The 24,115-nt window shown below is 33.0% G+C and carries 23 protein-coding genes; 17 read left to right on the top strand and 6 right to left on the bottom strand.

The genetic code is table 11. The features are described 5' to 3' along the window. The first annotated feature begins 38 nt into the window (after positions 1-38). The 12 genes from BSF42_RS04800 to BSF42_RS22660 all read left to right on the top strand — a co-directional run bounded on the left by BSF42_RS04800 (position 39) and on the right by BSF42_RS22660 (position 7,584). On the top strand, positions 39-1,385 hold the full coding sequence (locus tag BSF42_RS04800; RefSeq protein WP_095951971.1) for a dihydrolipoamide acetyltransferase family protein: 1,347 nt from the start codon (positions 39-41) through the stop codon (positions 1,383-1,385). 218 nt (positions 1,386-1,603) lie between these two features. Continuing rightward, positions 1,604-2,374 (top strand): 3'-5' exonuclease, encoded by a 771-nt coding sequence (locus BSF42_RS04795; protein WP_095951970.1) that lies wholly within the window; start codon positions 1,604-1,606, stop codon positions 2,372-2,374. A gap of 88 nt (positions 2,375-2,462) precedes the next feature. Beyond that, positions 2,463-3,074: a fumarylacetoacetate hydrolase family protein gene (locus BSF42_RS04790; protein WP_095951969.1), complete on the top strand. Its 612-nt coding sequence runs from the start codon at positions 2,463-2,465 to the stop codon at positions 3,072-3,074. Continuing rightward, a complete protein-coding gene (locus tag BSF42_RS04785) occupies positions 3,074-3,418 on the top strand; it encodes an Hpt domain-containing protein (protein WP_095951968.1) in 345 nt (114 codons plus the stop codon). The genes BSF42_RS04790 and BSF42_RS04785 overlap by 1 nt, the downstream gene beginning before the upstream one ends. Before the next feature lie 180 nt (positions 3,419-3,598). Then, the gene (locus tag BSF42_RS04780) at positions 3,599-4,852 is read left to right on the top strand and encodes a CinA family nicotinamide mononucleotide deamidase-related protein (RefSeq protein WP_095951967.1); all 1,254 of its coding nucleotides are present in this window, start codon (positions 3,599-3,601) and stop codon (positions 4,850-4,852) included. Positions 4,853-4,923: 71 nt separating this feature from the next. Then, positions 4,924-5,160 (top strand): 50S ribosomal protein L28, encoded by a 237-nt coding sequence (gene rpmB, locus BSF42_RS04775; protein ID WP_008468080.1) that lies wholly within the window; start codon positions 4,924-4,926, stop codon positions 5,158-5,160. A 27-nt stretch (positions 5,161-5,187) separates the two neighbouring features. Then, entirely contained in the window at positions 5,188-5,370 is a 183-nt protein-coding gene (rpmG, locus tag BSF42_RS04770; protein WP_011963553.1) for a 50S ribosomal protein L33, read from the top strand. Between the two features lie 75 nt (positions 5,371-5,445). After that, complete coding sequence (locus BSF42_RS04765; protein WP_008468081.1) at positions 5,446-5,598, top strand: DUF4295 domain-containing protein; 153 nt, start codon at positions 5,446-5,448, stop codon at positions 5,596-5,598. 218 nt (positions 5,599-5,816) lie between these two features. Next, complete coding sequence (gene ftsY, locus BSF42_RS04760) at positions 5,817-6,770, top strand: signal recognition particle-docking protein FtsY (protein WP_095951966.1); 954 nt, start codon at positions 5,817-5,819, stop codon at positions 6,768-6,770. A 6-nt stretch (positions 6,771-6,776) separates the two neighbouring features. Then, positions 6,777-6,956, top strand: coding sequence for a hypothetical protein (locus BSF42_RS04755; protein ID WP_095951965.1), 180 nt, complete (start codon positions 6,777-6,779; stop codon positions 6,954-6,956). 23 nt (positions 6,957-6,979) lie between these two features. After that, a complete protein-coding gene (locus tag BSF42_RS22665) occupies positions 6,980-7,345 on the top strand; it encodes a hypothetical protein (protein ID WP_253250980.1) in 366 nt (121 codons plus the stop codon). Then, positions 7,327-7,584, top strand: coding sequence for a hypothetical protein (locus BSF42_RS22660; protein ID WP_253250979.1), 258 nt, complete (start codon positions 7,327-7,329; stop codon positions 7,582-7,584). Before BSF42_RS22665 ends, BSF42_RS22660 begins: the two co-directional genes overlap by 19 nt. 31 nt (positions 7,585-7,615) lie before the next feature. Here the strand turns inward: BSF42_RS22660 and BSF42_RS04745 are convergent, their stop codons facing one another. Then, a complete protein-coding gene (locus tag BSF42_RS04745) occupies positions 7,616-8,110 on the bottom strand; it encodes a hypothetical protein (protein WP_141248431.1) in 495 nt (164 codons plus the stop codon). A 322-nt stretch (positions 8,111-8,432) separates the two neighbouring features. Here BSF42_RS04745 and BSF42_RS04740 point away from each other — a divergent pair, with 322 nt between their 5' ends. The 3 genes from BSF42_RS04740 to BSF42_RS04730 all read left to right on the top strand — a co-directional run bounded on the left by BSF42_RS04740 (position 8,433) and on the right by BSF42_RS04730 (position 10,004). Further along, positions 8,433-8,873 carry a lipocalin family protein gene (locus BSF42_RS04740; protein WP_095951963.1) on the top strand — a complete coding sequence of 147 codons (441 nt, stop codon included), beginning with the start codon at positions 8,433-8,435 and terminating at the stop codon, positions 8,871-8,873. Continuing rightward, complete coding sequence (locus tag BSF42_RS04735) at positions 8,854-9,150, top strand: DUF721 domain-containing protein (protein WP_095951962.1); 297 nt, start codon at positions 8,854-8,856, stop codon at positions 9,148-9,150. Before BSF42_RS04740 ends, BSF42_RS04735 begins: the two co-directional genes overlap by 20 nt. A 134-nt stretch (positions 9,151-9,284) precedes the next feature. Continuing rightward, positions 9,285-10,004: a hypothetical protein gene (locus BSF42_RS04730; protein ID WP_141248430.1), complete on the top strand. Its 720-nt coding sequence runs from the start codon at positions 9,285-9,287 to the stop codon at positions 10,002-10,004. A 103-nt stretch (positions 10,005-10,107) separates the two neighbouring features. Here BSF42_RS04730 and BSF42_RS04725 read toward each other — a convergent pair whose 3' ends face one another. The 3 genes from BSF42_RS04725 to bshC form a co-directional block, all read right to left on the bottom strand. After that, positions 10,108-10,527: a nucleoside-diphosphate kinase gene (locus BSF42_RS04725; protein ID WP_031456090.1), complete on the bottom strand. Its 420-nt coding sequence runs from the start codon at positions 10,525-10,527 to the stop codon at positions 10,108-10,110. 175 nt (positions 10,528-10,702) lie between these two features. Continuing rightward, the gene (locus BSF42_RS04720; protein ID WP_095951960.1) at positions 10,703-11,974 is read right to left on the bottom strand and encodes an acyltransferase family protein; all 1,272 of its coding nucleotides are present in this window, start codon (positions 11,972-11,974) and stop codon (positions 10,703-10,705) included. 123 nt (positions 11,975-12,097) lie between these two features. Next, positions 12,098-13,687, bottom strand: a complete 1,590-nt coding sequence (gene bshC / locus BSF42_RS04715) for a bacillithiol biosynthesis cysteine-adding enzyme BshC (RefSeq protein ID WP_095951959.1) — start codon at positions 13,685-13,687, stop codon at positions 12,098-12,100. A gap of 272 nt (positions 13,688-13,959) precedes the next feature. Between bshC and BSF42_RS04710 the strand changes: the two genes are divergently transcribed. Next, the gene (locus BSF42_RS04710) at positions 13,960-15,237 is read left to right on the top strand and encodes an MFS transporter (RefSeq protein ID WP_095951958.1); all 1,278 of its coding nucleotides are present in this window, start codon (positions 13,960-13,962) and stop codon (positions 15,235-15,237) included. Between the two features lie 71 nt (positions 15,238-15,308). Here BSF42_RS04710 and BSF42_RS04705 read toward each other — a convergent pair whose 3' ends face one another. Beyond that, positions 15,309-21,167 carry a T9SS type B sorting domain-containing protein gene (locus tag BSF42_RS04705; RefSeq protein WP_095951957.1) on the bottom strand — a complete coding sequence of 1,953 codons (5,859 nt, stop codon included), beginning with the start codon at positions 21,165-21,167 and terminating at the stop codon, positions 15,309-15,311. A gap of 126 nt (positions 21,168-21,293) precedes the next feature. Here BSF42_RS04705 and BSF42_RS04700 point away from each other — a divergent pair, with 126 nt between their 5' ends. Beyond that, positions 21,294-23,510: a radical SAM protein gene (locus tag BSF42_RS04700; RefSeq protein ID WP_095951956.1), complete on the top strand. Its 2,217-nt coding sequence runs from the start codon at positions 21,294-21,296 to the stop codon at positions 23,508-23,510. A 13-nt stretch (positions 23,511-23,523) separates the two neighbouring features. Here the strand turns inward: BSF42_RS04700 and BSF42_RS04695 are convergent, their stop codons facing one another. Beyond that, positions 23,524-24,051, bottom strand: coding sequence for a hypothetical protein (locus BSF42_RS04695; RefSeq protein ID WP_095951955.1), 528 nt, complete (start codon positions 24,049-24,051; stop codon positions 23,524-23,526). Between the last annotated feature and the right edge of the window lie 64 nt (positions 24,052-24,115).

Here is a 24,115-nt window from a genome sequence, read left to right as displayed (position 1 = left end):
GCAATCTGAAAATCAAAAACATCTTTTAGATTAACAATATGGCAAGATTTGAATTAAAGCTTCCAAAAATGGGAGAAAGTGTCGCTGAAGCAACTATCACAAATTGGTTGAAAGAAGTTGGAGACAAAATTGAAGCTGATGAAGCAGTACTTGAAATTGCAACAGATAAAGTTGACAGCGAAGTGCCTAGCGAAGTATCAGGAATTTTAGTTGAGCAGTTGTTTGGTAAAGATGATTTAGTACAAGTAGGGCAGACGATTGCCATTATTGAAACTGAAGGTGGTGATGCAGTGATTACAGAAACAAATGCAGTAGAAGAATCTGCTGTTCCTGCGGAAGCAGTTGAGATTGAAAACACAATTGAAGCGGTTAAAGAAACTGTTGCAGGTGAAGATTTCTCAGGATCAGAAAAATTCTTTTCTCCATTAGTAAAAAACATCGCAAAAGAAGAAAATATCTCTTTGAGTGAATTGGAAAACATGGCAGGTTCTGGAAAAGACGGCCGAGTTACCAAAGAAGATATTTTAAAATATATAGAAGATCGTAAGTCTGGAATTGTAACTCCTAAAAGTGCACCAATTGAGACTGCGACTGCGACTGCAGCGCCAGTTACTCCAAAAGCGCCGGAACCAGTTGTTCAAAAAAGCCAGCAGGCAGTTCCAGTTTCTGTAAATGGAGGAGACGAAATTATAGAAATGGACAGAATGCGTAAACTGATTTCGGGCTATATGACGGCTTCTGTTCAGACTTCTGCGCACGTACAGTCGTTCATTGAAGTTGACGTGACGAACATTGTAAAATGGAGAGAGAAAGTAAAAGCTGCTTTTGAAAAAAGAGAAGGCGAGAAACTTACTTTTACTCCAATTATGATGGAAGCGGTTGCAAAAGCATTAAAAGATTTCCCTGGAATGAATATTTCTGTTGATGGTGATTATATTATTAAAAAGAAAAATATCAATTTAGGAATGGCAGCAGCATTGCCAAACGGAAATTTAATTGTTCCTGTTATTAAAAATGCTGACCAATTGAATCTTGTTGGAATGGCTAAAGCGGTTAACGATTTAGGAAACCGTGCAAAAGCTGGAAAACTAAAACCAGACGATACGCAAGGCGGAACTTATACAGTAACAAACGTGGGGACTTTCGGCAGCGTTTTCGGTACGCCGATTATCAATCAGCCTCAGGTTGGAATTCTTGCACTTGGAGCGATTCGTAAAGTGCCAGCAGTAATAGAAACTCCAGAAGGAGATTTTATTGGAATTCGCCAAAAAATGTTCTTGTCACACTCTTACGATCATAGAGTAGTAGATGGTGCATTAGGAGGAAGTTTTGTAAAAAGGGTAGCAGAATATTTAGAAGCTTTTGATGTAGATAGAGATTTCTAAAAAATATTCTAAAAATAAATTTAAATCCGGTAAGTATTAAGAACTTACCGGATTTTTCTTTTGTAAGAAAAGGTTAGAAATCAAAACTAGAACTTTATTAAGACTCATTTTTGAAAAGTTAAAATTGCGAAATGAAAGCTTTTTTCGACAAAAAAAATAAGAATAAACGAGGAAATTCGGCTTTAAAAATTACATTTGTAAACTTATAAAAATTAGAAATGGAACTCAAACTAAACAAACCAATTTGCTTTTTTGATCTCGAAACAACGGGAATTGATATCGGTAAAGATAGAATCGTAGAAATTTCAATATTTAAAGTTTTTCCTAACGGAAATAAAGAAAGTAAAACCTGGCTGGTTAATCCAACTATTCCAATTCCTCCGCAGACAACTGCAGTTCATGGTATTACTAATGCAAAAGTAGCCAACGAACCTACTTTTGCAGAATTAGCGCCGCAGGTTCATAATATGATTAAAGATAGTGATTTGGGAGGTTTTAACTCAGATCGTTTTGATATTCCGCTTCTTGCCGAAGAATTACTTCGTGCAGGTGTTGATTTTGATATGAAAAATAAAGTATCTGTAGATGTGCAGACTATTTTTCATAAAATGGAAGAACGTACATTAAGTGCGGCTTTAAAATTTTATTGCGGAAAAAGTCTGGAAAATGCCCATTCGGCAGAAGCAGATACAATGGCAACTTATGAAATTTTAAAAGCACAGTTAGATCGTTATCCAGAATTGGAGAATGATATGAAATCATTGTCTGAATTTACAACTCGTAAAAAGATAGCAGATTTTGCTGGAATGATTGCATTTGATGCTGATAATGAAGAAATTTTTACTTTCGGAAAACATAAAGGCGCTAAAGTGGATAAAGTTTTGGAAACGGAACCAGGATATTTCAGCTGGATTCAAAACGCCGATTTTCCTTTGTATACCAAAAAAGTTTTGACGGCAATTAAATTGAGAAAATTAAACACAAAATAAAGTATTCAGTGTTCAGGAATTAGTATTCAGTTTTTGGATGCGTAGCTTTTTACTGAACACTAAAAACTGAGAACTGAACACTAAAAACATGAAGATTATCTGTGTCGGCAGGAATTATGCCAATCATATAGAGGAATTAAAAAACGAGCGTCCAAGTGAGCCTGTGGTTTTTATGAAGCCTGATTCGGCGGTTTTGTTGAAGCAACATCCATTTGTAATTCCAGAATTTTCGGAAGATGTTCATCATGAACTTGAAATAATCGTAAAGATTAATAAAGTTGGGAAATACATCGAACCAAAATTTGCTCATAAATATTATGATGAAATTAGTGTTGGAATAGATTTTACAGCGCGAGATCTTCAGAGTAAGTTAAAAGAAAAAGGACTTCCGTGGGAAAAAGCCAAAGCATTTGACGGCTCGGCAGTTATTGGTGATTTTTTGCCAAAAACTGATTTTGTTTCTATGGAAAACCTTAATTTTGAGTTGAAAAAAAATGCAGAAACAGTTCAAAAAGGAAATTCAAACATGATGCTCTGGAAAATTGATGAATTAGTTTCTTATGTATCTCAGTTTTTTACGTTAAAAATTGGAGATATTATTTTTACAGGAACGCCGGAGGGTGTTGCAGCTGTAAAACCAAATGATGTTTTAGAAGGCTTTTTAGAAGATAAAAAATTATTCAGAATACAAGTAAAATAATGGCTTTAAAATACAACCTTTCGAAAGTGTATGCGCTTTCAGACAACGACCCTGAATTTGTAAACGAAATTTTAAATTTATTTGTTACAGAAGTTCCCGAAGATTTAAAACAAATTAAAGAAGGAATAAAGAAAAAGGATCATAAATACGCCTATTCATATGCTCACAAGATAAAGCCTACTTTAGATTTAATGGGGTTAAATGTGGCTTTTGAAGAGATTCTTCAAGTTGAAGCTTGGACAAAAGCAGAAGGCAAGAAAAAAGATATTATTGAAACCTTTAAAAGTATTAGAATACAAGTTAAAGATGCGATCAAAGAGATTAAAAAAGACTTTGATTTGTAAAATATAAAATACCCAATTCTTGTTTTCTTAAAAGAGAATTGGGTTTTCTTTATCCAATTTGTAGAGAAATTAGTTCTTTATGATTTTGGGTAAAATGTGGTAGAAATATATAGTGCCACTAACAATCTTCATATAATAAACCTGTGAATGATAGGCAGGTAAAAATTTCCTTATAGACATATGAAAGCAGCAATCATAACAATTGGAGATGAAATCTTAATTGGTCAAATCGTAGATACAAATTCGGCTTTTATTGCTAAATCGCTGGATAGAATTGGAGTTGAGGTAATAGAGATGCTTTCGATCAGCGATGATAAAAAACATATTTTAGATACTTTTGCTCTATTGCAAAATAAAGTGGATGTTGTAATTGTAACAGGCGGATTAGGTCCGACAAAAGATGATGTTACTAAAAAAACTTTCTGCGACTATTTTAATGATGAACTTGTTGTAAATCCAGAAGTTTTAGCACACGTAACGCAATTAATCGAAGGATTTTATAAGAGACCAATTTCACAGCTTAATAAAGATCAGGCTTTGGTTCCGTCAACTTGTACGGTCTTACATAATCAAGTAGGAACTGCGCCGGGAATGTGGATGAAGAAAGAAAATACCGTGTTTATTTCGCTTCCGGGAGTTCCTTATGAAATGAAATATTTAGTAGAAGAAGAAATAATTCCAAAAATAGTTCGTGAATACAAACGTCCGTATATTATTCATAAAACCATTTTGACTTATGGTCAGGGCGAAAGTTTAGTTGCAGAACGTATTGAACATTGGGAAAACAATCTTCCAGAATTTATAAAACTCGCTTATCTGCCAAATCCAGGCCGCGTTCGCTTAAGATTAACGGCAAGAGGAACTGATAAAGAGCTTTTAGAAGCTGCAATCGAAGAAAATGTGCGTTCGTTAGACTTGATTATCCATGATATTATTGTGGGTTATGAGGAGAATGAAACCATAGAATCTGTGGTTGGTAAGATTTTGACGAAACAAAATAAAACAGTTTCGACTGCAGAAAGTTTTACGGGCGGTCGTGTAGCGTCGCTTTTGTCTGCCGTTCCGGGAGCTTCTAGTTATTTTAAAGGAAGTATTGTGTCTTACGCAACAGAAGCTAAAATAAATGTTTTAGGAGTGCCACAAGAAATTGTGAAGGAACATTCTGTCGTGAGCGCCGCTGTTGCTTCGGCTATGGCTTTGAATGTGAAAAACTTACTAAAAACGGACTATGGTATTGCTACGACTGGGAATGCCGGACCCTCAAAAGGTGATTCAGCTGCGGAAATAGGCACCGTTTTTATTGCTTTGGCAACCCCAACGGAGGTAATTGTAGAAGAATTTAACTTCGGACAACCTCGTGAAAAAGTGGTAGATAGGGCAACAGTTAAGAGTTTAGAAATATTACAGAAAGAAATTTTAAAATTTGTGCAATAATTTTTTGCTACAATGGTTTATTTTTCTTTTCTTTGCACCCTGATTTTGAATAACGATAAAAGATAAGTATAATGTCAAGAGTTTGTGACCTTACAGGTAAAAGAGCGATGGTAGGAAATAACGTTTCTCACGCTATGAACAAAACTAAGAGAAAGTTTTCTGTAAACTTAGTTAAAAAGCGTTTTTATCTTCCAGAAGAAGATAGATGGATTACTCTTAGAGTAGCAGCATCTACGATAAAAACAATTAATAAAAATGGAATCACTGCTGTTTTGAAAAAAGCACAGTCAGAAGGATTTATCAAATAATCTTTTCCTAAATAAATATATAGCAAGATGGCAAAGAAAGGTAATAGAATCCAGGTAATTTTAGAATGTACTGAACACAAAGCTTCTGGTGTTGCAGGAACTTCTAGATACATTACAACTAAGAACAAAAAAAATACTCCAGACAGATTAGAGATTAAAAAATTTAATCCAGTTTTGAAAAGAGTAACTGTTCACAAAGAAATTAAGTAATAATTAGAGATTTTTGTAAATCTCGAATGGTTTTGCCATGCGAGTTTTATAAAAACTTCAAATAACATTTGAATCATGGCAAAGAAAACCGTAGCATCGTTACAAACATCTTCTAAGAGATTATCAAAAGCCATCAAAATGGTAAAATCTCCTAAAACTGGTGCATATACATTCGTAGAATCTATTATGGCTCCTGAAGAAGTTGATGAATTCTTGAAAAAGAAATAATTACAATTACATTATATAGAAAAGCTACTTTCTTTCGGAAGTAGCTTTTTTATTACCTATATTTGTCTATAAATTTAAAGAAAAACAGTAATTGACTTTTTTTAATATGGATTTCTGTTTAAACCAAGGTTAATTGAAAAACAATTGCACTTTCTTTAAAGATTTGGATTTCTGATCTGAAAATCAAGAGATCTAATAAATCTAAAAATCTACAAAAAATGAGTTTTTTTAAAAAATTATTCTCTACCGAAAAAAAAGAGACTTTAGACAAAGGTCTTGAAAAAACAAAAACTACTTTTTTCTCTAAATTAAGTAAAGCCGTTGCCGGAAAATCTAAAGTTGATGATGACGTTTTAGATAATCTGGAAGAAATTCTAGTGGCTTCGGATGTTGGTGTAAATACAACTTTAAAAGTAATTTCAAGAATAGAAAAACGTGTTGCTGAAGATAAATATTTAGGAACAGATGAATTGAATCAGATTCTGAGAGAAGAAATAGGAGCTTTATTATCTGAAACTAATTCGGGTGAAGCTACAGAATTTGAAATTCCGAAAGATAAAAAACCTTACGTTTTAATGGTTGTTGGAGTTAACGGTGTTGGAAAAACTACAACAATCGGTAAATTGGCTTATCAATTTAAGAAAGCAGGTCATAAAGTGGTTTTAGGTGCAGCTGATACTTTTCGTGCAGCAGCTATTGACCAATTGCAAGTTTGGGCAGATCGTGTTGATGTGCCGATCGTAAGACAAAATATGGGAAGCGATCCAGCTTCTGTAGCTTTTGACACTTTACAGTCTGCAGTTGCACAAAACGCAGATGTGGTTATAATTGATACTGCGGGCCGTCTTCATAATAAAATCAATTTGATGAACGAATTGACTAAAGTAAAACGTGTAATGCAGAAAGTTGTTGCTGATGCACCTCATGATGTACTTTTAGTTTTAGATGGTTCAACTGGTCAAAATGCTTTTGAGCAGGCAAAACAATTTACAGCAGCGACAGAAGTAACTTCATTAGCTGTAACTAAATTGGATGGAACTGCAAAAGGCGGAGTTGTTATTGGTATTTCAGATCAATTTCAAATTCCGGTAAAATATATTGGTGTTGGCGAAGGAATTGAAGACTTACAGGTCTTTAATAAATATGAATTCGTTGATAGTTTCTTTAAATAATTTATAATGAGTTTTGAATCTTTAAAAAATATATCAGCCGTTGCTTTTTATTTTGCAAGTGTGATATGTTTTGTTTTAGCAAATGTATTGAAAGATAGTAATCTTTCTGTTTATTATGTCTTGTTGGTTGTTGGGGTTATTTTATTCTTTATGGGAGTTATTAAACGATTACGCACTAAGCAATAATTGTTTTTTGACATTCTTTGATTATGAAATATTATTTTCTTGTTTTTCTTTTTATTATGCTTTCTTGCACAAATGGGAAAAAGAAAAATAATGAAAGTCAGATAGCAATTCAAAAAGTAATTGTAATTCAGCCTTTGGGTAATTTTAAAATTGAACAGGCTGAGGAAGTCTTTATAGAAATTAAAGCTATAAGTGATAATGTAGTTCTAAGAAAAAACATTCCTTTTCCTGAAAATTCATTTTATAAACCAAGAAACAGATATCGAGCTGATAATATTATTAAGAGCCTTAAAAATAACATTGGCAAAGATTCCGTAATTGTTGGTTTGTTTAATTTTGATATTAGCACTACTAAAAACGGAATTAAAGATTGGGGTGTAATGGTTTAGGTTATAAACCGGGAAAAGCCTGTGTGGTATCTGATTTTAGACTGTCTCAAGAGAATAAAAACAATCAGTTTTATAAGTTAGTGCTTCATGAGCTTGGTCACACAGCGGGTTTGCCTCATTGCGAAATTAAAACTTGTTTAATGCGTGACGCTAAGGGAGGAAACCCACTTGATGAAGAAAAAGACTTTTGCTTTAAATGCAAAACGTTTTTAAAAGCAAAAGGCTGGCAATTTATTTAATTTTTGAGAAAACATTTATTCTTACTTGGATCTAGTGATCATCATTTCCCCATTTTGTTCCATCATTAAATACAATATAATAAACTCTTATTTTTGTTATTTTATAGGCATCTGTAGAGAAGTCTTCCCAAATTTTTGTTTTTGTATGATTGGGGTGTATAAGTGATGTGAAATTTTCAGTAAATCTTCCTTCCCCGTAAAAATATTTCCCGTTTGCTGGCTTGTCAAATGAATTGATGCAGAACCACTCAAATTTAATTGCTTTTATGCTTTTTTTGCCTGAGTTTTTGAAAGTTATTTGAATGTCTTTATGATGTGAATACTCATTTTCAAGCAACTTTGCTTTTATGATATTTATTGGTGAGATTTCTTTAATGTCGCTTAGTGAAGAATCAGTCTTTATTTTAATACTATCGTTTTTAATTAAAGTAATTTGACTTTTATTTAGTTTTGCATTTGATTGTGGTGTGCTGCATTTAGAATATAGCAGTATTGTGCTAAAAAGTAATATCAATATATTTTTCATCTTTTCTGTATGGTTTTCAAAAAGTAATTTTCGATATAAAAATCTTAGAAAATTTGTTTTTATTTTGCCTTTAAAAGGTTTTTTATTGTTAAAATAGGACAATTTTACTTAAGTTTTTTTGTTTGTTTTATGTGAATGAAATAAATTAAGTGATAAAGATTTCTTTTGAAATTTATAAGTTTATCTTTGTAGTTCGCTGCAATTTCTTTTGAAAACTGAAGCCCTAGCCCTGATGGAAGCGGCATCCTTTTTCTTTTTTCTTTAAAAAGGAAAAGATACAGCGGACAGCAGGTTTCAGCTCCTGATTAATACTATAATAGTTATGAAAAACACTTTTTTGATTTTGATTTTGTCTCTTTTGTTTGTTAGCTGCAAGCAAGATGTTAAACCAGCAGACATTGCTAAATTAAACGGTTATTGGGAAATTGAAAAAGTAGTTTTTGACAAAGGAGAAGAGAAAGACTATAAAATGAATGAAACTTTTGATTTTTTTCAAATTAAAGATAATAAAGGAGTTCGAACGAAAGTGATGCCGCAGTTTGACGGTACATTTTTATCAACAGATACTTTTGAAAAAGTCTCAGTTCGTTTTGCTGGTGAACAGGTTTTTTTAGATTATAAAACGGATTATGCAAAATGGAGTGAAGAAATTATTTCGCTTTCTGATGAACAATTAGTGGTTAAAAATCCACAAAAAATAGAATATCATTATAAAAAAGCGGGACCAATTAATTTATTAAACGATGGCGAAAAGACTAAATAGCGAATCCACAATCAGTGCTGTTTTACAACAGATTATTCAGGTAAATAAATTACAGCCTGGAATGGATCAAATCGATGTTCGTGATGCCTGGAAACAGCTTATGGGCAGCGGTGTAAATACATATACCAAAAATGTTGTTTTAAAAGGCAGTACACTTTATGTGGAATTGGGATCTGCAGTTCTACGTGAAGAATTAAGCCACGGAAAGTCCAAAATTGTTAAAATGATTAATGAAGAACTTGGACGTGAAGTGGTGAAAGAAGTGGTTTTGCGCTGATTCTAAATTGTTGGTTTTATATCGAAAAATAAATTTTACACTTCTATTATAGAAGTGTTTTTTTTATGATATATTTGAACCGTAAGTATTTTTTTAATAATACTTACTTAATTAATAAATCCGAAAAAAAATCTATGAAAAAAGCATTACTTATTTTAACTGTATTATTTACTTTGAATGGTTACTCACAAAAGAAGAAGGTGGCTGTTGTTTCCTTTTATACCGACAAAACAATTGATCTTTCTGAGCTTGGCTTAAATGGTCTTGCCGCAGTAACAGATTTAGGAAGTAATCCGAACTTTAATTTATTACCAATTTTGGAGAAATATCATACTGCTTTTTTTAATGATTACTCGAAAAAATTTCCTTTTGATTTAATTCCTGAAAATGAAGTAACTCAAAAACAGGAATACATCGATTACGTTCCTCATTTTGACAAAGAAGGTGAAGCTGGAAAGTATATTATCAATTATCCTGGATATAAATATATTTATGAGGGAACAAATGGTTCTGCAAATGAAGTAGCAACAGCTACTATGTTTAAAGATAATGCTGACGGCGTTTTATTTACTGAAATTCACTTTGCGTTGGTAAAAGGATTTGCTGTTGGTGGAACTGGTACTGTTAAGATGAGAGCTTACGCAAGAATTGCTTTATATGATAAAAACGGAAAAAAAGTATTTGCTTTTAATGAAGGTGCAAACTCTAAAAAAACGGGCACAATTGTAGGTGGAATTCCTGTTTTGTCTTTTGATAAAGTATTGCCAATGTGTGAAAGCGCATTAGATGAGCTTTTAAAAGATTTAGACAGCAGAATTGAGAAAATGGTTAAAAAGACTACGGAAAAACTATAATTAATTTTTTAACTGGCAAAGAAAAACCCGCTTCAGTAATGAAGCGGGTTTTCTTTTTTATATCCTAGGAAATCTAAGTTACGTTAAATCTAAGAAGTCTAAATTAGAATTGCTCTCTTCCAGCAAAATGGAATGCACCTTCGATAGCGGCGTTTTCGTCACTGTCAGATCCGTGAACTGCATTTTCTCCGATAGAAGTAGCGTATGCTTTACGAATAGTTCCTTCAGCAGCTTCAGCTGGATTTGTAGCTCCAATTAAAGTTCTGAAATCTTCTACTGCGTTATCTTTTTCTAAAATAGCAGCAACAATTGGTCCACGTGACATGAATTCAACTAATTCTCCGTAGAAAGGTCTTTCTGCGTGAACTGCGTAAAATGCTTTTGCATCTGCCACAGTTAATTGAGTTAATTTTAATGAAACGATTTTGAAACCACCATTAGTAATCATTGCTAAGATATTCCCGATGTGTCCGTTTGCAACAGCATCTGGTTTAATCATTGTAAAAGTTCTATTTGTTGCCATTTTATATTTTATTAAATTTTGTGCAAAAGTATACTTTTTTTGTGAATTGATTTTAATAAATTCATAATTAAAACGTAGCAGAACGATGTTTTGATTAAGAAAGATGTGAAATACAAAATATAAGTAAATTAAAAGACGCACAAATGTGGGTCTTAAAATGAGTTTTATTGAAATTTTATACTTTAAAGATTTGTTTGTTTCTGTAGAAAATCCAAAGAATAAATGTCCAAATTGCTACATAAGTTAAAGCACCTGCCAAGGAAGCTGCCATAGGATTACTAAAAAAGGGAGCGATTCCAAAATGGTATAAATAATCTAAAAGATTGGTTTGTTCTTCTGGATTGTGCGGATTTTGAAATCGAATCATTGTCAATGCCTGCGGGATTATCTGAGAAGCAAAGAAAACGATCATTGGATTTACTCCCCAAATAACAAAAAGTTTAAAGCCTTTTTTATATTCAGCAATATCGATAATATAATATAGTAAGGCAAGGCATGTTGCAGCTAAACCTGTTGTGTATAAAACATAACTGCTGCTCCAAAGTGATTTATTGATTGGAAAAACGAAATTCCAAATTAACCCGCCGATAATTAAAGTGATTCCGGCAATTGCCATTTTTTTTGCTTTCTCGGTTTTCAAAATATTTTGCAGTAGTAATTGTCCAATTAATAAACCGATAATTCCATTTACAATTGAGGGAATCGTGCTCAAAATTCCTTCTGGATCCCAAGTATTTGTTTCACGGTACATATGTCCTTTTAGTAGAACACTGTCTACCCAGGCGGCTAAATTGGTTCCTCGTTCTAAATTGGCTTCACCAAATCCAGGAACAGGAATCAATGTCATAACTGCCCAATATCCTAAAAGCAAAATGATTCCCGTAATAATCTGCGTTTTCTTAGTTGTTTTCAAATACAAAAGAGAAACAACAAAATAAACTACTGCAATACGCTGTAGGACTCCAGGAAGTCTCACATCTGCATAATTTTCAAAACCGCCGTAGGCTAAAATGAGATAAATAAATAATATAGAAAAGGCTAAAATGTTTTTTATTTTAGTGCTGAAATTTCCCATTAATGCATAGCCAACAGCAATTGTAATGGCTAATCGCGCGATTAGTAACGAAATGCCTTCCAGACCAAATAATTGAATTTTGCCAAAGAAGTTAAAGAATATTCCGAGACATAACATTCTTAACGAACGTACGAGAATTTTATTAAACGTATTGTCGTCGTAAATTTTGTCTGGCATTGCAAGCGGTACCGCAACTCCCATTATGAAAACAAAAAAAGGAAATACAAGATCTGTTGGTGTGCAGCCATTCCAATGTGCGTGTAAAAGCGGCGGATAAACATTGCCCCAGTCTCCCGGATTGTTTACGATAGTCATTAATAGAATAGTCAGTCCGCGAAAGACATCAAGCGAAATTAGGCGTTCTCTTACCATTTGGTTAGTTAGTTAATAGGTTATAAAATATAATTCTATTTGGTTTGAGAGAAGCAATAATCTCGGAAATGAGCTGGTTATTTGTTCCGAAATAATTACTTAAATTTTTTAAAGATAATTATTTTAGGTGATTATGATGTTAAAATTATTTTCCAGCGGTTTTAATTTTTGAATTAAGAGCGGAATTAATTGTTCTCCATTTTCTAGATAAAATTCAGAAAAATTACTCTGACGCTCTTGAAGACTGTGATTTGGAAACAATTCGCATTGCAAATCGGTAACGCGCTGCAATTGATCCTGCAATTTTCTTTTTTGCGCTTTCAATAAACGTTTTTCTAGATTTTCTAAACCTTTTTTCTGTTTCAATTCTTGTGCTTTAACGGCACCAGAAAAAGATTTGTCGGTTTTTTCGGCCAATTCAAAAAGATATTCAAACTGTTTTTTCAACACTTCTTTCTGCTCTGTTAAATCAATTGTAAATGGAGAAAGTTTGTGTGTAATCGTATTGATTAAAGTTTCAGATTTACTAAATAAATCTTTCCAGCTTAAATCTAAATTATCGGCTTTTTTAGCTTGCTTTTCGGTAGCTAAAAGAACCGAATTACGAACTAATAATATGGGGAAAGTAATATTTACAGCATCAAAAAATCCTTTTAATTCTAACCAATACGCAATTTCCCCGCCTCCGCCAATGTAACAAAGATTAGGAAGAATTATTTCCTGATACAGCGGACGCATAATTACATTCGGACTGAATTTTTCGGGATTGCTTTCTGCTAAATTTAAAATTTCTTCTCTAGAAAATGAAATTTTGGTATTGTTTACAAGATACTTGTTATCCTCAAAAATGATTCTTTCGCGAAGTTTATCTTCAATATAAAACAAATTAATTTCTCGCGGATTTACCTGAACAGTATAAGCTTCAAGATCTTCAATTGATTTTTGAACTTCTTTAAATGAAGTTTGATTTTCGAGCTCTTCTTTTACAAATGGAATAAAAGCACGTTTCAAATCGGCATTATCAGCATCGATAATTACTAAACCATAATTTGCAAAAAGACTGTTGGCTAAAAAACGTGTGGCATCGGCTAGATTTTCATGTTTTAAATAGGCCTCTTCAAAAAGTTTTTTTAACGTATTCGCGTTTGTGCTTGCGCCCAATTCTTTAGAATAAATTTCAAATAGATCTTCTAATCCTTTTGTAGATAATCTTCCAACGGGACCAGTGCTTTCGGCATTCCAGCGTATTTTTTTTCCTTTAAAATTAAAATAATTAATTTCTTCAAAATCATGATCTTCAGTTGCCATCCAGTAAACGGGAACAAAATTAGAAGAAGGGTATTTCGATTTTAATTCCTTAGTTAAATTAATCGTAGAAATTATTTTATATAAAAAATACAGCGGACCAGTAAATAAATTTAATTGATGCCCAGTTGTAATTGTAAACGTATTTTCTAATGCTAAAAGTGCAATATTATGCTGTGTTGACTCAGAAATTTCAATATTTTCATATTGTTTTTTTAAAGTTTCAACTAATGCAATTCGGTTATTGTTATCAAAATTAGCTGCTTTTTCGGCAATTTGTTTTTCGAAATTTTCTATTGTAGGAAAGTGGTTGTACAGCGGTTTTAATTCTGTTTTTTGATCTAAATAATCTTGCATCAATTTAGAAAAATATCCAGAAGATTGAAAGCTGATACAGTCGGTAGGCATAATTTTAAATTTATTTTTGACAGCTGTAAATTTAATGAAAATATACAGTTAAAAATGCTTTTAACGATTGCTTAAGATTTGATTTTTAATTTTTGTTTTAAAGTTCCAGTAATCAGGTTTTTAAAATGAGATGAAATAATGTTTTTTAAAATATAAATCACATGTAATTTGTTAAAAAGCCATAACTGTTCTAAAACTAATTCTTTTAAAGATGAATTATTAATAACGAAACTATATTTTTGTAATCAAAAAAAAAGTTATATCTATTTTACATGAAAACGAACCCGAATCAAAAGAACTCCTTAAAACATGTTCTTTTTGGAAGCCTTATTGGCACGACAATCGAATTTTTTGATTTTTATATTTATGCCAATGCAGCAGTATTGGTTTTCCCGCAGCTGTTTTTCCCTAGTTCAGATGCGACAATGGCAACACTAGAATCGTTAGCTACTTTTTCAATTGCATTTTTATCACGTCCGCTAGGTTCTGCCTTTTTTGGACATTATGGAGACAAAATTGGTCGAAAATTCACATTGGTAGCAGCTTTGCTAACCATGGGTATTTCGACAGTTACCATAGGATTTTTGCCAAGTTATGCCAGTATTGGTGTTGCTGCGCCCTTATTATTAATGCTTTGTCGTTTTGGACAGGGTGTAGGTTTAGGAGGCGAATGGGGTGGAGCGGTTTTATTAGCGATAGAAAATGCACCACCAAATAAACGTGCCTGGTACGGAATGTTTCCGCAATTAGGCGCGCCAATAGGATTGCTGCTTTCTGGAGGTACTTTTTTGTTCTTAACAGATTCTATGAGTAATGAAGATTTTATGGATTATGGCTGGAGAATTCCGTTTATTGCCAGTTCACTTTTGGTAATAGTTGGGTTTTACATTCGAACAAAAATTACAGAAACGCCTTCTTTTGAAAATTCTAGAAATGCACATGAAGAAGTTAAAGTTCCATTTTTAGAGCTTGTAAGATCTTATAAAAACCAGCTGATTTTCGGAACGTTTGCCGCAATTACAACATTCTTAGTTTTTTATTTAATGACAGTTTTTACATTAAGCTGGGCTACTTCAGACTTAGGAATTGTAAAAAGAGATGGATTGTTGATTCAGTTATTTTCGGTACTGTTTTTTGCTGCTTTTATCCCAGTTTCGGCTGTAGTCGCAGATAAAATTGGGCGCCGTAAAATGCTTATTATAGCTACAGCAGGTATTGCCGTTTTCGGATTTTTCTTTTCTTATTTTTTAAGTTCAGGAAACATTGTTTTGGTGACAACTTTTGCCTGTATTGGAATGAGTTTAATGGGATTCACTTATGGACCTTTAGGAACTTTTCTATCTGAATTATTTCCAACAAATGTTCGTTATTCTGGTGCTTCTTTAACCTTTAATATGGCAGGGATCTTGGGAGCTGCGTTTGCACCTATGATAGCAATCTGGCTGGCTTCGACTTATAGTGTAAGTTACGTTGGTTTTTATCTAATCGCTGCGGCACTAATTTCCTTAATTTCATTTTTGTTAATTAGTAAAGAAGAACATAAGTTTTAAAGACTTTTTTAAACACTAATATTTACACAAAGTCCGCAGAGTTTACTTTTACTTTGCGGACTTTTTTTTATTTACCTTTTTAAACTAAAATGACCTCTAAATTCTGTTCCGTTTAATCTGGTGACAATAAACCAATAATCGGATCCAGGTTCTTGGCTGCCTAAATAATTTCCATCCCAAGAAGTGCCTGGCGCTAATTCTTTTATGAATTTTCCATAACGATCAAATATTCTAATTCCTGTATTTGGAGCAAGGTATTCTGGTTCAATTGTCCAAAGATCATTAAAACCATCACCATTTGGAGTAAAGAATTTTGGAAAAGGAAGTTCTTCAACTAAATTAATACAGTCTCTATCTTTTGCTTCAAGAATATTTATCGTAATAGGTATTCTGTCACTTTCGCAATTACTTATGGTTTGTGTCGCATAATAAGTAATTCCGTTTTCAAGAATAGTGGATTCAGATAAAGTATTATTAGAAGAAATGCTTTCAAACCATTTTATATTCTGCCCGCTAATAGCAATATTGCTTATTTGGGCATTTTTTTGAACACAAAATGTCTGTGGCGAATTTGCATTTGGACTTGGAGTATCTTGAATTTTTACGGTTACAGCATATCTTTCGCTTTCGCAATTGTTTAAAGTTTGTGTGGCGTAATAAATACCATTTTGTAATGCTGTTGTTTCAGGTAAGATATTACCATTTGTTAGTGCATCATACCATTTAATGTTTGTTCCTGTAATGTTTAAATCTGTAATTAATGCATTTTCATCTATACAAAATTGCTGACGGCTGTTTCCAACTGGTAAGGCAGCATCTTGAACTTGAACTAAAAACGGAGCCCTGTCGCTTTCACATCCTATAGTTTGCGATGCATAATAGGTTTTATTGTTTTCTAATAAAGCTGTACTTGGCAGCGCAGCAGCAGAAAAACTGGTATCGTACCATTTTATATTTTGTCCAGAAACCTGAATGTTATTCAAAGTTGCATTTTCTTTTTTACAAAAAGCTTGATTTCCACTTCCTGTTGGTGGAGAAGGAGTGTTAACAATTGAAACTGCAACTCCAAATCTTTGGCTTTCACAACCGTTAATAGTTTGAGAAGCATAGTAAGTTTTTCCATCTTCAAGATTTGCTGTTTCTATTACTAAAGACCCATTAGTTAATGAGTCATACCATTTTATGGAAGTTCCTGTGATCTGAATAGCAGCAATTGTTGCTTTTTGTCCCGTACAAAAAGATTGATTTGCATTTCCAGTTGGTTTTGAGGTATCTAAAATTCTTGACGTAACTACCGCTCTCGCACTTTCACAGCCATTTATAGTCTGTGAAGCAAAATAACTTTTGTTTTCTTGAAGTAATGTTGTGATCGGTAAAGGTGTTTCTGCAGTTGCGCCATCGTACCATTTTATATTTTGACCGGTAATTTGTATATCATTTAAGGTTGCGTTTTGCTGAATACAGAAGATTTGAGAATTTAAACTTTCGGGAGTCGGTACAGAATTAACAAAAGGTGTTATAGTAGCTTTTATAGCTTGGGAAACACATCCAGTTAAATTTTTTGTTTTTAGATAATATTGCCCAGGATTTAGAAATTGAGATGCTGAATTAACACTCCAGGTTTCACCATTATCAAAACTGTATTCTGCTGCAATAGATGAAATTGTTATTTTTCCTTTATTATTGTTACAGTTTGGTTCAATTATGCTGAATGTTGGAATAGTTGGAGAATCTGCAGGTGCATTTATTTGTACAGAAACGGCTTCAGATTCGCATCCCGCTACATTTTGAATTTTAATTTTATAATTTCCAACAGCTAAATTACCAGAATCTGAATCTGTTTTCCAGCTTAAACCATTATCAAAACTATATTTTGAAGCTAAAGTTGTGATTTTAATAGTTCCAAAAGGATTAGTGCAGCTGACAGGTTGAGAAATATTGTAAGTAGGAACTTTAATAGCGTCTAAAGGAGGATTAACTGTCGCTTTTGTAGAAGGTGACGGACAGCCTGTTGCACTATTTCTAATTCGAACCAAATAATCTCCAGGAGTTGTTTTGCGAGCCTGAGGATTGGTAGACCATGTAACTCCATCATCGAAACTATATTGGTAAGCATTTGTTAATACTGTAATAAATCCTACTGAGGAAGTGCAGCTGCTTGGTTGTTGGACTGTAATATTTGGTTTTTCAGCTGCGGGGTTTAAATCAGAAAGGAAAATGTATTTGGAATTAGATTCACATCCATATGAATTTTTTATTTTTAAATAATAACTTCCTTCTTTCACATTTGAAATTATAGGATCTGAAACCCAGTTATTTCCATTATCAATGCTGTATTCTGAAGCAGAAGTTGTAAAATTTATACTTCCTAAAATTTTACAATTAGGTTGAGTAACTGTAAATAAAGGTTCTTCAAGGTAAAATTTAGGTATGTAAACAGAGATTGGGTAGGATTGGCAGTCTAATTCATTTTTTATAATTATTGTGTAATATCCTTCATCTAAATTTGCAGCCGTTGGGTTAGTTGTCCAATTTTCTCCGTTGTCAAAACTATATAATGCAGCTGGAGTAGTAATTGTAATACTTCCCCCAGTCCCACATACAGGAGCGGTTGTAGTGTAATTTGGTTTAGGTAAATAAAAATGATAAAGCGTGACAACTCTCCACCAGGACTCGCAACCTAAATTATTTTTTACTATTATGGAATAAGTACCAGGAGATAGATTTGTGGCTGTGTTGTATTGACTCCAGGTTCTACCATCATCAAAGCTATATTGATCAAATAGGGGGTCTATTGTAATACTCCCTTTATTCTTTGATTCACAAGTTGGCTGTGTTAATTTTATATCAAAATTAGATAAATATTCTTCATTGAAATTCACAGAATAACGTGTTTCTGAGATACATCCAGATTCATTTTTTATTTTAGGGTAATAAAAACCAATCGGTAAATTTGCAGCGGTTGGACTTGTGCCCCATGTCTCACCACCATCAAAACTGTAAAAGGGTGCTGGTGTTGTAATCGTAATCGAACCTCCTTTGCCACAGCTAGGATAAATAACTTTGTATTCGGGTTCTTTTATTTTAACAGGAGTGAATTCAACTACAAGGTTTCCAGACTCACACCCATCTTTATTTTTAATTTTTAATTGATATTTAAATCCTACAGGAAGATTTGAAGCTGTAGGGTTGGTACTCCAACTTAAACCACCATTGAAACTATAAAAAGCAGCAGATGTAGTAATGGTAATACTTCCGGCAGCATTACTGTCACAAGTCATTGGCTGCACCATTGTATAAGTAGGAGCATCAAGGAAATTGAGGTTAAGACCAAACCAATTATTTTCACTTATACAGCCTGCTTTGTTTTTAATCCTAAGAAAGCCACTTACACCACCATTAGGATATTTAGTAAGATTTGGATCCGTACTCCATGTTGCTCCATCATCAAAACTATAAAATGCAGCAGGAGTAGTTATGGTAACACGTGCAGGAGTGGTACAGGTAGGTTTTGTAACTAAAAATTCGGGAGGTGCTAAGTAATAAGCATTACTTATATTGGCAAATGCATAATTGGATTCACAGCCTAAAGAATTTTTTATTTTCAAGAAATAACTTCCATAATCTAAATTAGAAATATTTGGGCTTGTACCCCATGTTGCTCCCCCGTCAAAACTATAAAATGCAGCAGGGGTTGTAATTGAAATACTCCATTTTGATTCCGTTTCACAATTAGGATTTATTATCTTATAGGTAGGCACATCAAGATAAAAAGCAGGTAAATTGACATATACAACATCGGATTCACAGCCTAATTCATTTTTAATTTTAATATTATAATAACCCGAAGATAAATTAGCTGCCGTTGGATTTGTTGTCCATGTTTCTCCATTATCAAAACTATATTCGGATGCTGGGCTTGTAATAGTAATACTTCCTTTTGTTGTACATGCAGGATTTATTGCGGTATAAGTTGGCTTAGATAAATAAAAATTTATTTTAACTGGATAAACTTCGGATTCACAACCTAGTTCATTTTTTGTTTTTAGTACATAATTGCCAGGTTTTAAATTATTAAAAGTAGGTGTTTCCTGCCATGTTAATCCGTTGTCAATACTATATTTAGGCGAAGACTTTAAAAAAGTTATACGTCCAGTATTGCTGCAAGTATTCGGTTGAGTAACTTTAATTTCTGGATATGATTTAGAAAATGGATTAAAGTAAATTTGATTAAAATAAGGTTTCGATTCGCATCCAAATTTATCTTTAATTCTAACATTATAATAACCCGAAGGTAAATTAGTTGCAGTTGAATTTGTAGTCCATGTTTCTCCATTATCAAAACTATATTCGGAAGCAGGTGTAGTAATAGTAATACTGCCTCCTTGATTACAGTTAGGTTGAATTAAGGTATAGTCTGGCGAATTAATATATGACGGAAAAAGCAAGACGCTTTGAGAATAGGATTCGCATCCGCTACTATTTTTTATTTTAAGTAAATAATTTCCAATTGGTAAATTTGTTTTGGCAGCACTGTTTTCCCAAGTTAAACCATTATCAAAACTAAATTGTGATCCCGGAGTTGTTATAGTAATAGTTCCGCCAGAACTGCAAGTTGGTTGAATAATTGAAACTGCTGGGCGGTCTAATAATATTGGGGGATTAATTGTTACAATCGTAGGTGTAGAAATACAGCCAGAAGCGGTTCTTATCTGAACATAATATTTGCCATATTCTTTTGTGGCAAAGGTTGCATCTGTTTGCCATACCAAATCTTTTGTAACATAGTTGTCATCCGAAAGGAAGGCCAAACCTTTATCAAAACTATATTCTATACCTGGGTCGTTAACTTTTATATAACCGTTTATATCTTGACACGTAGGCTGAACTACTGTTAAAGAAGGATTAGGAATCGAATTGTTTATAGTTAATCTTGAACTTATGAAACAATCATTATCAGATGTAACTTTTACAGAATATTCTCCTAAATTTGTTTTAACTGAAGGAATATAATACGTTTTATTAGTTGCGCCATTTACCGCTATTCCATTTTTATACCATTGAAAAGTTGTTGCTAAATGCACATTTTTAGTCAGGTTAGCAGTCAACGTTAAATCATTATTGCAGAAATTGCCACTTTGAACAATAGTAACACCAAAATTTTCAGCAGTATTTAATCTTAAATTATCATATAAGAAAGAAGGTTCATAATCAGTATTAAATGAAGGAGGTAGTATTTTTTCTGGTCCTAACATTATTGCGTTAACATCAATATTTGTCGTAAAACTAATTGTTATTTCTCCCCAATTAGTCTGCGGTTGATATAAAACTTTTCCAATTTCAATCCAAGATGGGTCAAATGAATTTGGATCTGAAGTGGTATATAACGGTAAATTGTCTTTATTGTTACTTCCGTAAAGTGTTATGTAAGTAGGCTCTAAGAAATTAAAATCAAAACGTTTACTTAAGTTATTTGTTTCGATACTCATCAATGTAGCAATATTCAGTGTTAACTGATATTTTATTCCACTATTTAACGGGCTTGATAATTTTGCAGCGATATATTCTTTTTTATTGTTTTTGTATACGGCTCTTACAATTCCTTTACCATCGGGGAAATTTTGAAGATTTTTATTGTAAATAGTATTAAAAAGATAACAGTCTTTGTTTAAATAATCTGGGGAGGGGGTTGTGCCTTTTGTCCAATAAGTGGTTGTTAGAATGTCATCGTAACCTTGAGGGCAATTTGTTTTTTCTTCAAAAGAATGGTTTTGAAGTAAAGATTTTTTTGTAAGAATATTACAAGCGCAATCTTCATCATTTAGGTCTATTTTACCGTCACCATCATCATCAATTCCATTGTTACAGTTTTCCTGGGAATAGCAAAAAAGTGAAAAAAATAAAAATAAAATAAGTAATTTATGTTTCATAGGTTAATTTTCGGATGAGACAAATGTAATTAAATATCTACAAAAAGAAACTAAAATTAGTATCAGGAATCTTTTCATGAAAAGTCCATAATAACACGTATTTTTGCAAAAAAAAACAATTCCCTTTTGAAAACGAAACTTTTTGTAATTACCCCGCCATTTACGCAACTGAATACTCCGTATCCAGCAACGGCGTATATAAAAGGTTTCCTAAATACTAAAAATATCGAATCGGTTCAGGCAGATTTGGGTATTGATGTAATTTTAGAATTGTTTTCGAAGAAAGGTCTTATTAGCTTGTTTCAAGTTTCAAGTTCAAAGTTTCAAGTTGTTGGAAATGATATATCTGATAATTCAAAACGAATTTTTGCTTTACAAGACGAATATATAAAAACGATCGATTCTGTAATTCAGTTTTTGCAGGGAAAAAATCCAACATTGGCATTACAGATTTGTCAGGAGGATTTTCTGCCCGAAGCTTCCCGTTTTGCACAATTGGAAGAACTCGACTGGGCTTTTGGAACAATGGGAACGCAGGATAAAGCAAAACATTTAGCAACTTTGTATCTTGAAGATATATCCGATTTTATTGTAGAATGTGTTGATGAAAATTTTGGCTTCAGCCGATATGCCGAACGTTTGGGAAGAAGCGCCAATTCTTTTGATGAATTATATGAAGCGCTTCAGCAAGAGCCAACTTATATTGATTCGATTTTAATTTCACTTTTAAAAGCGAAAATTGAAACTGTAAAACCCACTTTCTTTTTAATTTCTGTTCCCTTTCCAGGGAATTTATACAGTGCCTTTCGATGTGCGCAATGGGTAAAACAAAATCATCCTGAAATAAAAGTTTCAATGGGAGGCGGTTTTCCAAATACCGAATTGCGTTCTATTTCGGATAAACGTGTTTTTGAGTTTTTCGATTTTATCACTTTAGATGACGGCGAAGTTCCAATTGAAGAACTTGTTGATAATTTGTCATCCCGAGCGGAGACGAGGGACGAGAAGCGATATAAGCGAACTTTTTTATTAGAAAATGGAGAAGTTGTCTACAAAAATAATTCTTTAAAACACGATTATAAACAAGCATACGTCGGAACTCCAGATTATTCAGATCTGCCTTTGGATAAATATATTTCGGTAATCGAAATTGTAAATCCGATGCACAGAATGTGGAGTGACGGACGCTGGAACAAACTCACAATGGCGCATGGATGTTATTGGGGAAAATGTACTTTTTGTGATATTTCTTTAGATTATATAAAAGTTTACGAGCCCGTTGCCGCAAGTCTGCTTTGTGATCGGATGGAAGAATTGATTGAGCAGACTGGACAAAACGGATTCCATTTTGTTGATGAAGCTGCACCGCCGGCATTGATGCGTGCTTTAGCGCTTGAAATTTTAAAACGAAAACTAGCTGTCACGTGGTGGACAAACATTCGATTTGAAAAAAGCTTTTCCAAAGATTTGTGTTTATTGCTAAAAGCTTCTGGATGTATTGCCGTTTCTGGTGGTCTAGAAGTAGCTTCAGACCGATTGCTAAAACTAATTGATAAAGGCGTTACGGTGGAACAAGTAGCAAAAGTGACCCGAAATTTTACCGAAGCAGGAATTATGGTTCATGCCTATTTAATGTACGGATATCCAACGCAGACTATTCAGGAAACTATTGATAGTCTTGAGATGGTTCGGCAATTATTTGAAGCTGGGGTTTTGCAATCTGGATTTTGGCATCAATTTGCACTTACGGCACATAGTCCGGTAGGGCTGTATCCAGAGAAATTTGGCGTGACCAAAAAAACAGAAGCAATTGGGACTTTTGCCAATAACGATATTGAATACAGCGATTCAACAGGAATTAATCATGATAAATTTAGTTTTGGACTAAAAAAATCACTTTTTAATTTCATGCACGGAATCTGTTTTGATTATGAATTGCAAGATTGGTTCGATTTTAAAATTCCGAAAACCAAAATTCATCCCGATTTTATTTTCAATGCCTTAGAAGAGCAAAACGATTTCAATACAAAGCCAAATGCTAAAGTAGTCTGGCTTGGCGGAAAACCATTTGCAGAAAACTTTACAAAATCTAAAAAAGGAAGAAGCTGGGAAATGATGGCTTTAACTTTTCATGATAAAAAACAAAGTTTTGATATTCAAACCAGTAAAGAAGAAGGCGAGTGGCTGCTTTCAATTTTGTTTAAAATCTCAATTTCAAACGCTAAAAATTACACTTTTCAAGAAGTAAAAAATGACTTTGAAAGTTCGCTAGAAGATTTCGAATTGTTCTGGTATTCTAAACCGATAAACACTTTGCGTGAATTTGGGTTATTGGTACTTTAAACAAGTAGGATAATTAATTTTTTGTTACCCAGTAATGTAAGTCTCTTTCTACATCGTAAACCATTCTTTTAACACTTCGCCTGATTACGAAATAAGGAATTCCGATCATTAAAGACATGTGAAATAAAAGAAAGGGAAAAAAAATAGAAGGGGGATTTTCACCAGGTAGGAAAATAGAACTGAAAATCGAGATCAAATAAAACAGAATCATTATTCCTAAAAATAAAAGCATTCTCTTCTTAAAGCCATTAATTTCGGCATTTACAATTAATAGATTATGATCTTCTTTGAATGTGCCAGTTACTTTTGCAAACGAATAATTATTGTTAAAGAATTTCCTCCTTTTTTTAAATTCGAAACTATTATTAAGGATGTTGCCTTTATATTCATTTTTGCTTGATTCAAACACTTCAAATGGAACAAAACTTAAATCAGATTCATCAACGTTATTTCTGAATTTTTGAATGAAATCTATTTTTGAAACGGGTAATTGTATAGAGATGTCCTGAACTAAATGTATCTTTTTTAAAAAATCCTCCATTTATTTTGATTTGGTTAGCGAGCCAAATATAATATTTCTAGAAGAACTGGAAACAAAATAGAAT

The sequence above is a fragment of the Flavobacterium sp. ACN6 genome (assembly GCF_002304005.1).
In the GTDB taxonomy this organism is placed as follows: domain Bacteria; phylum Bacteroidota; class Bacteroidia; order Flavobacteriales; family Flavobacteriaceae; genus Flavobacterium.
This window is presented reverse-complemented; position numbering and strand designations above follow the sequence as displayed.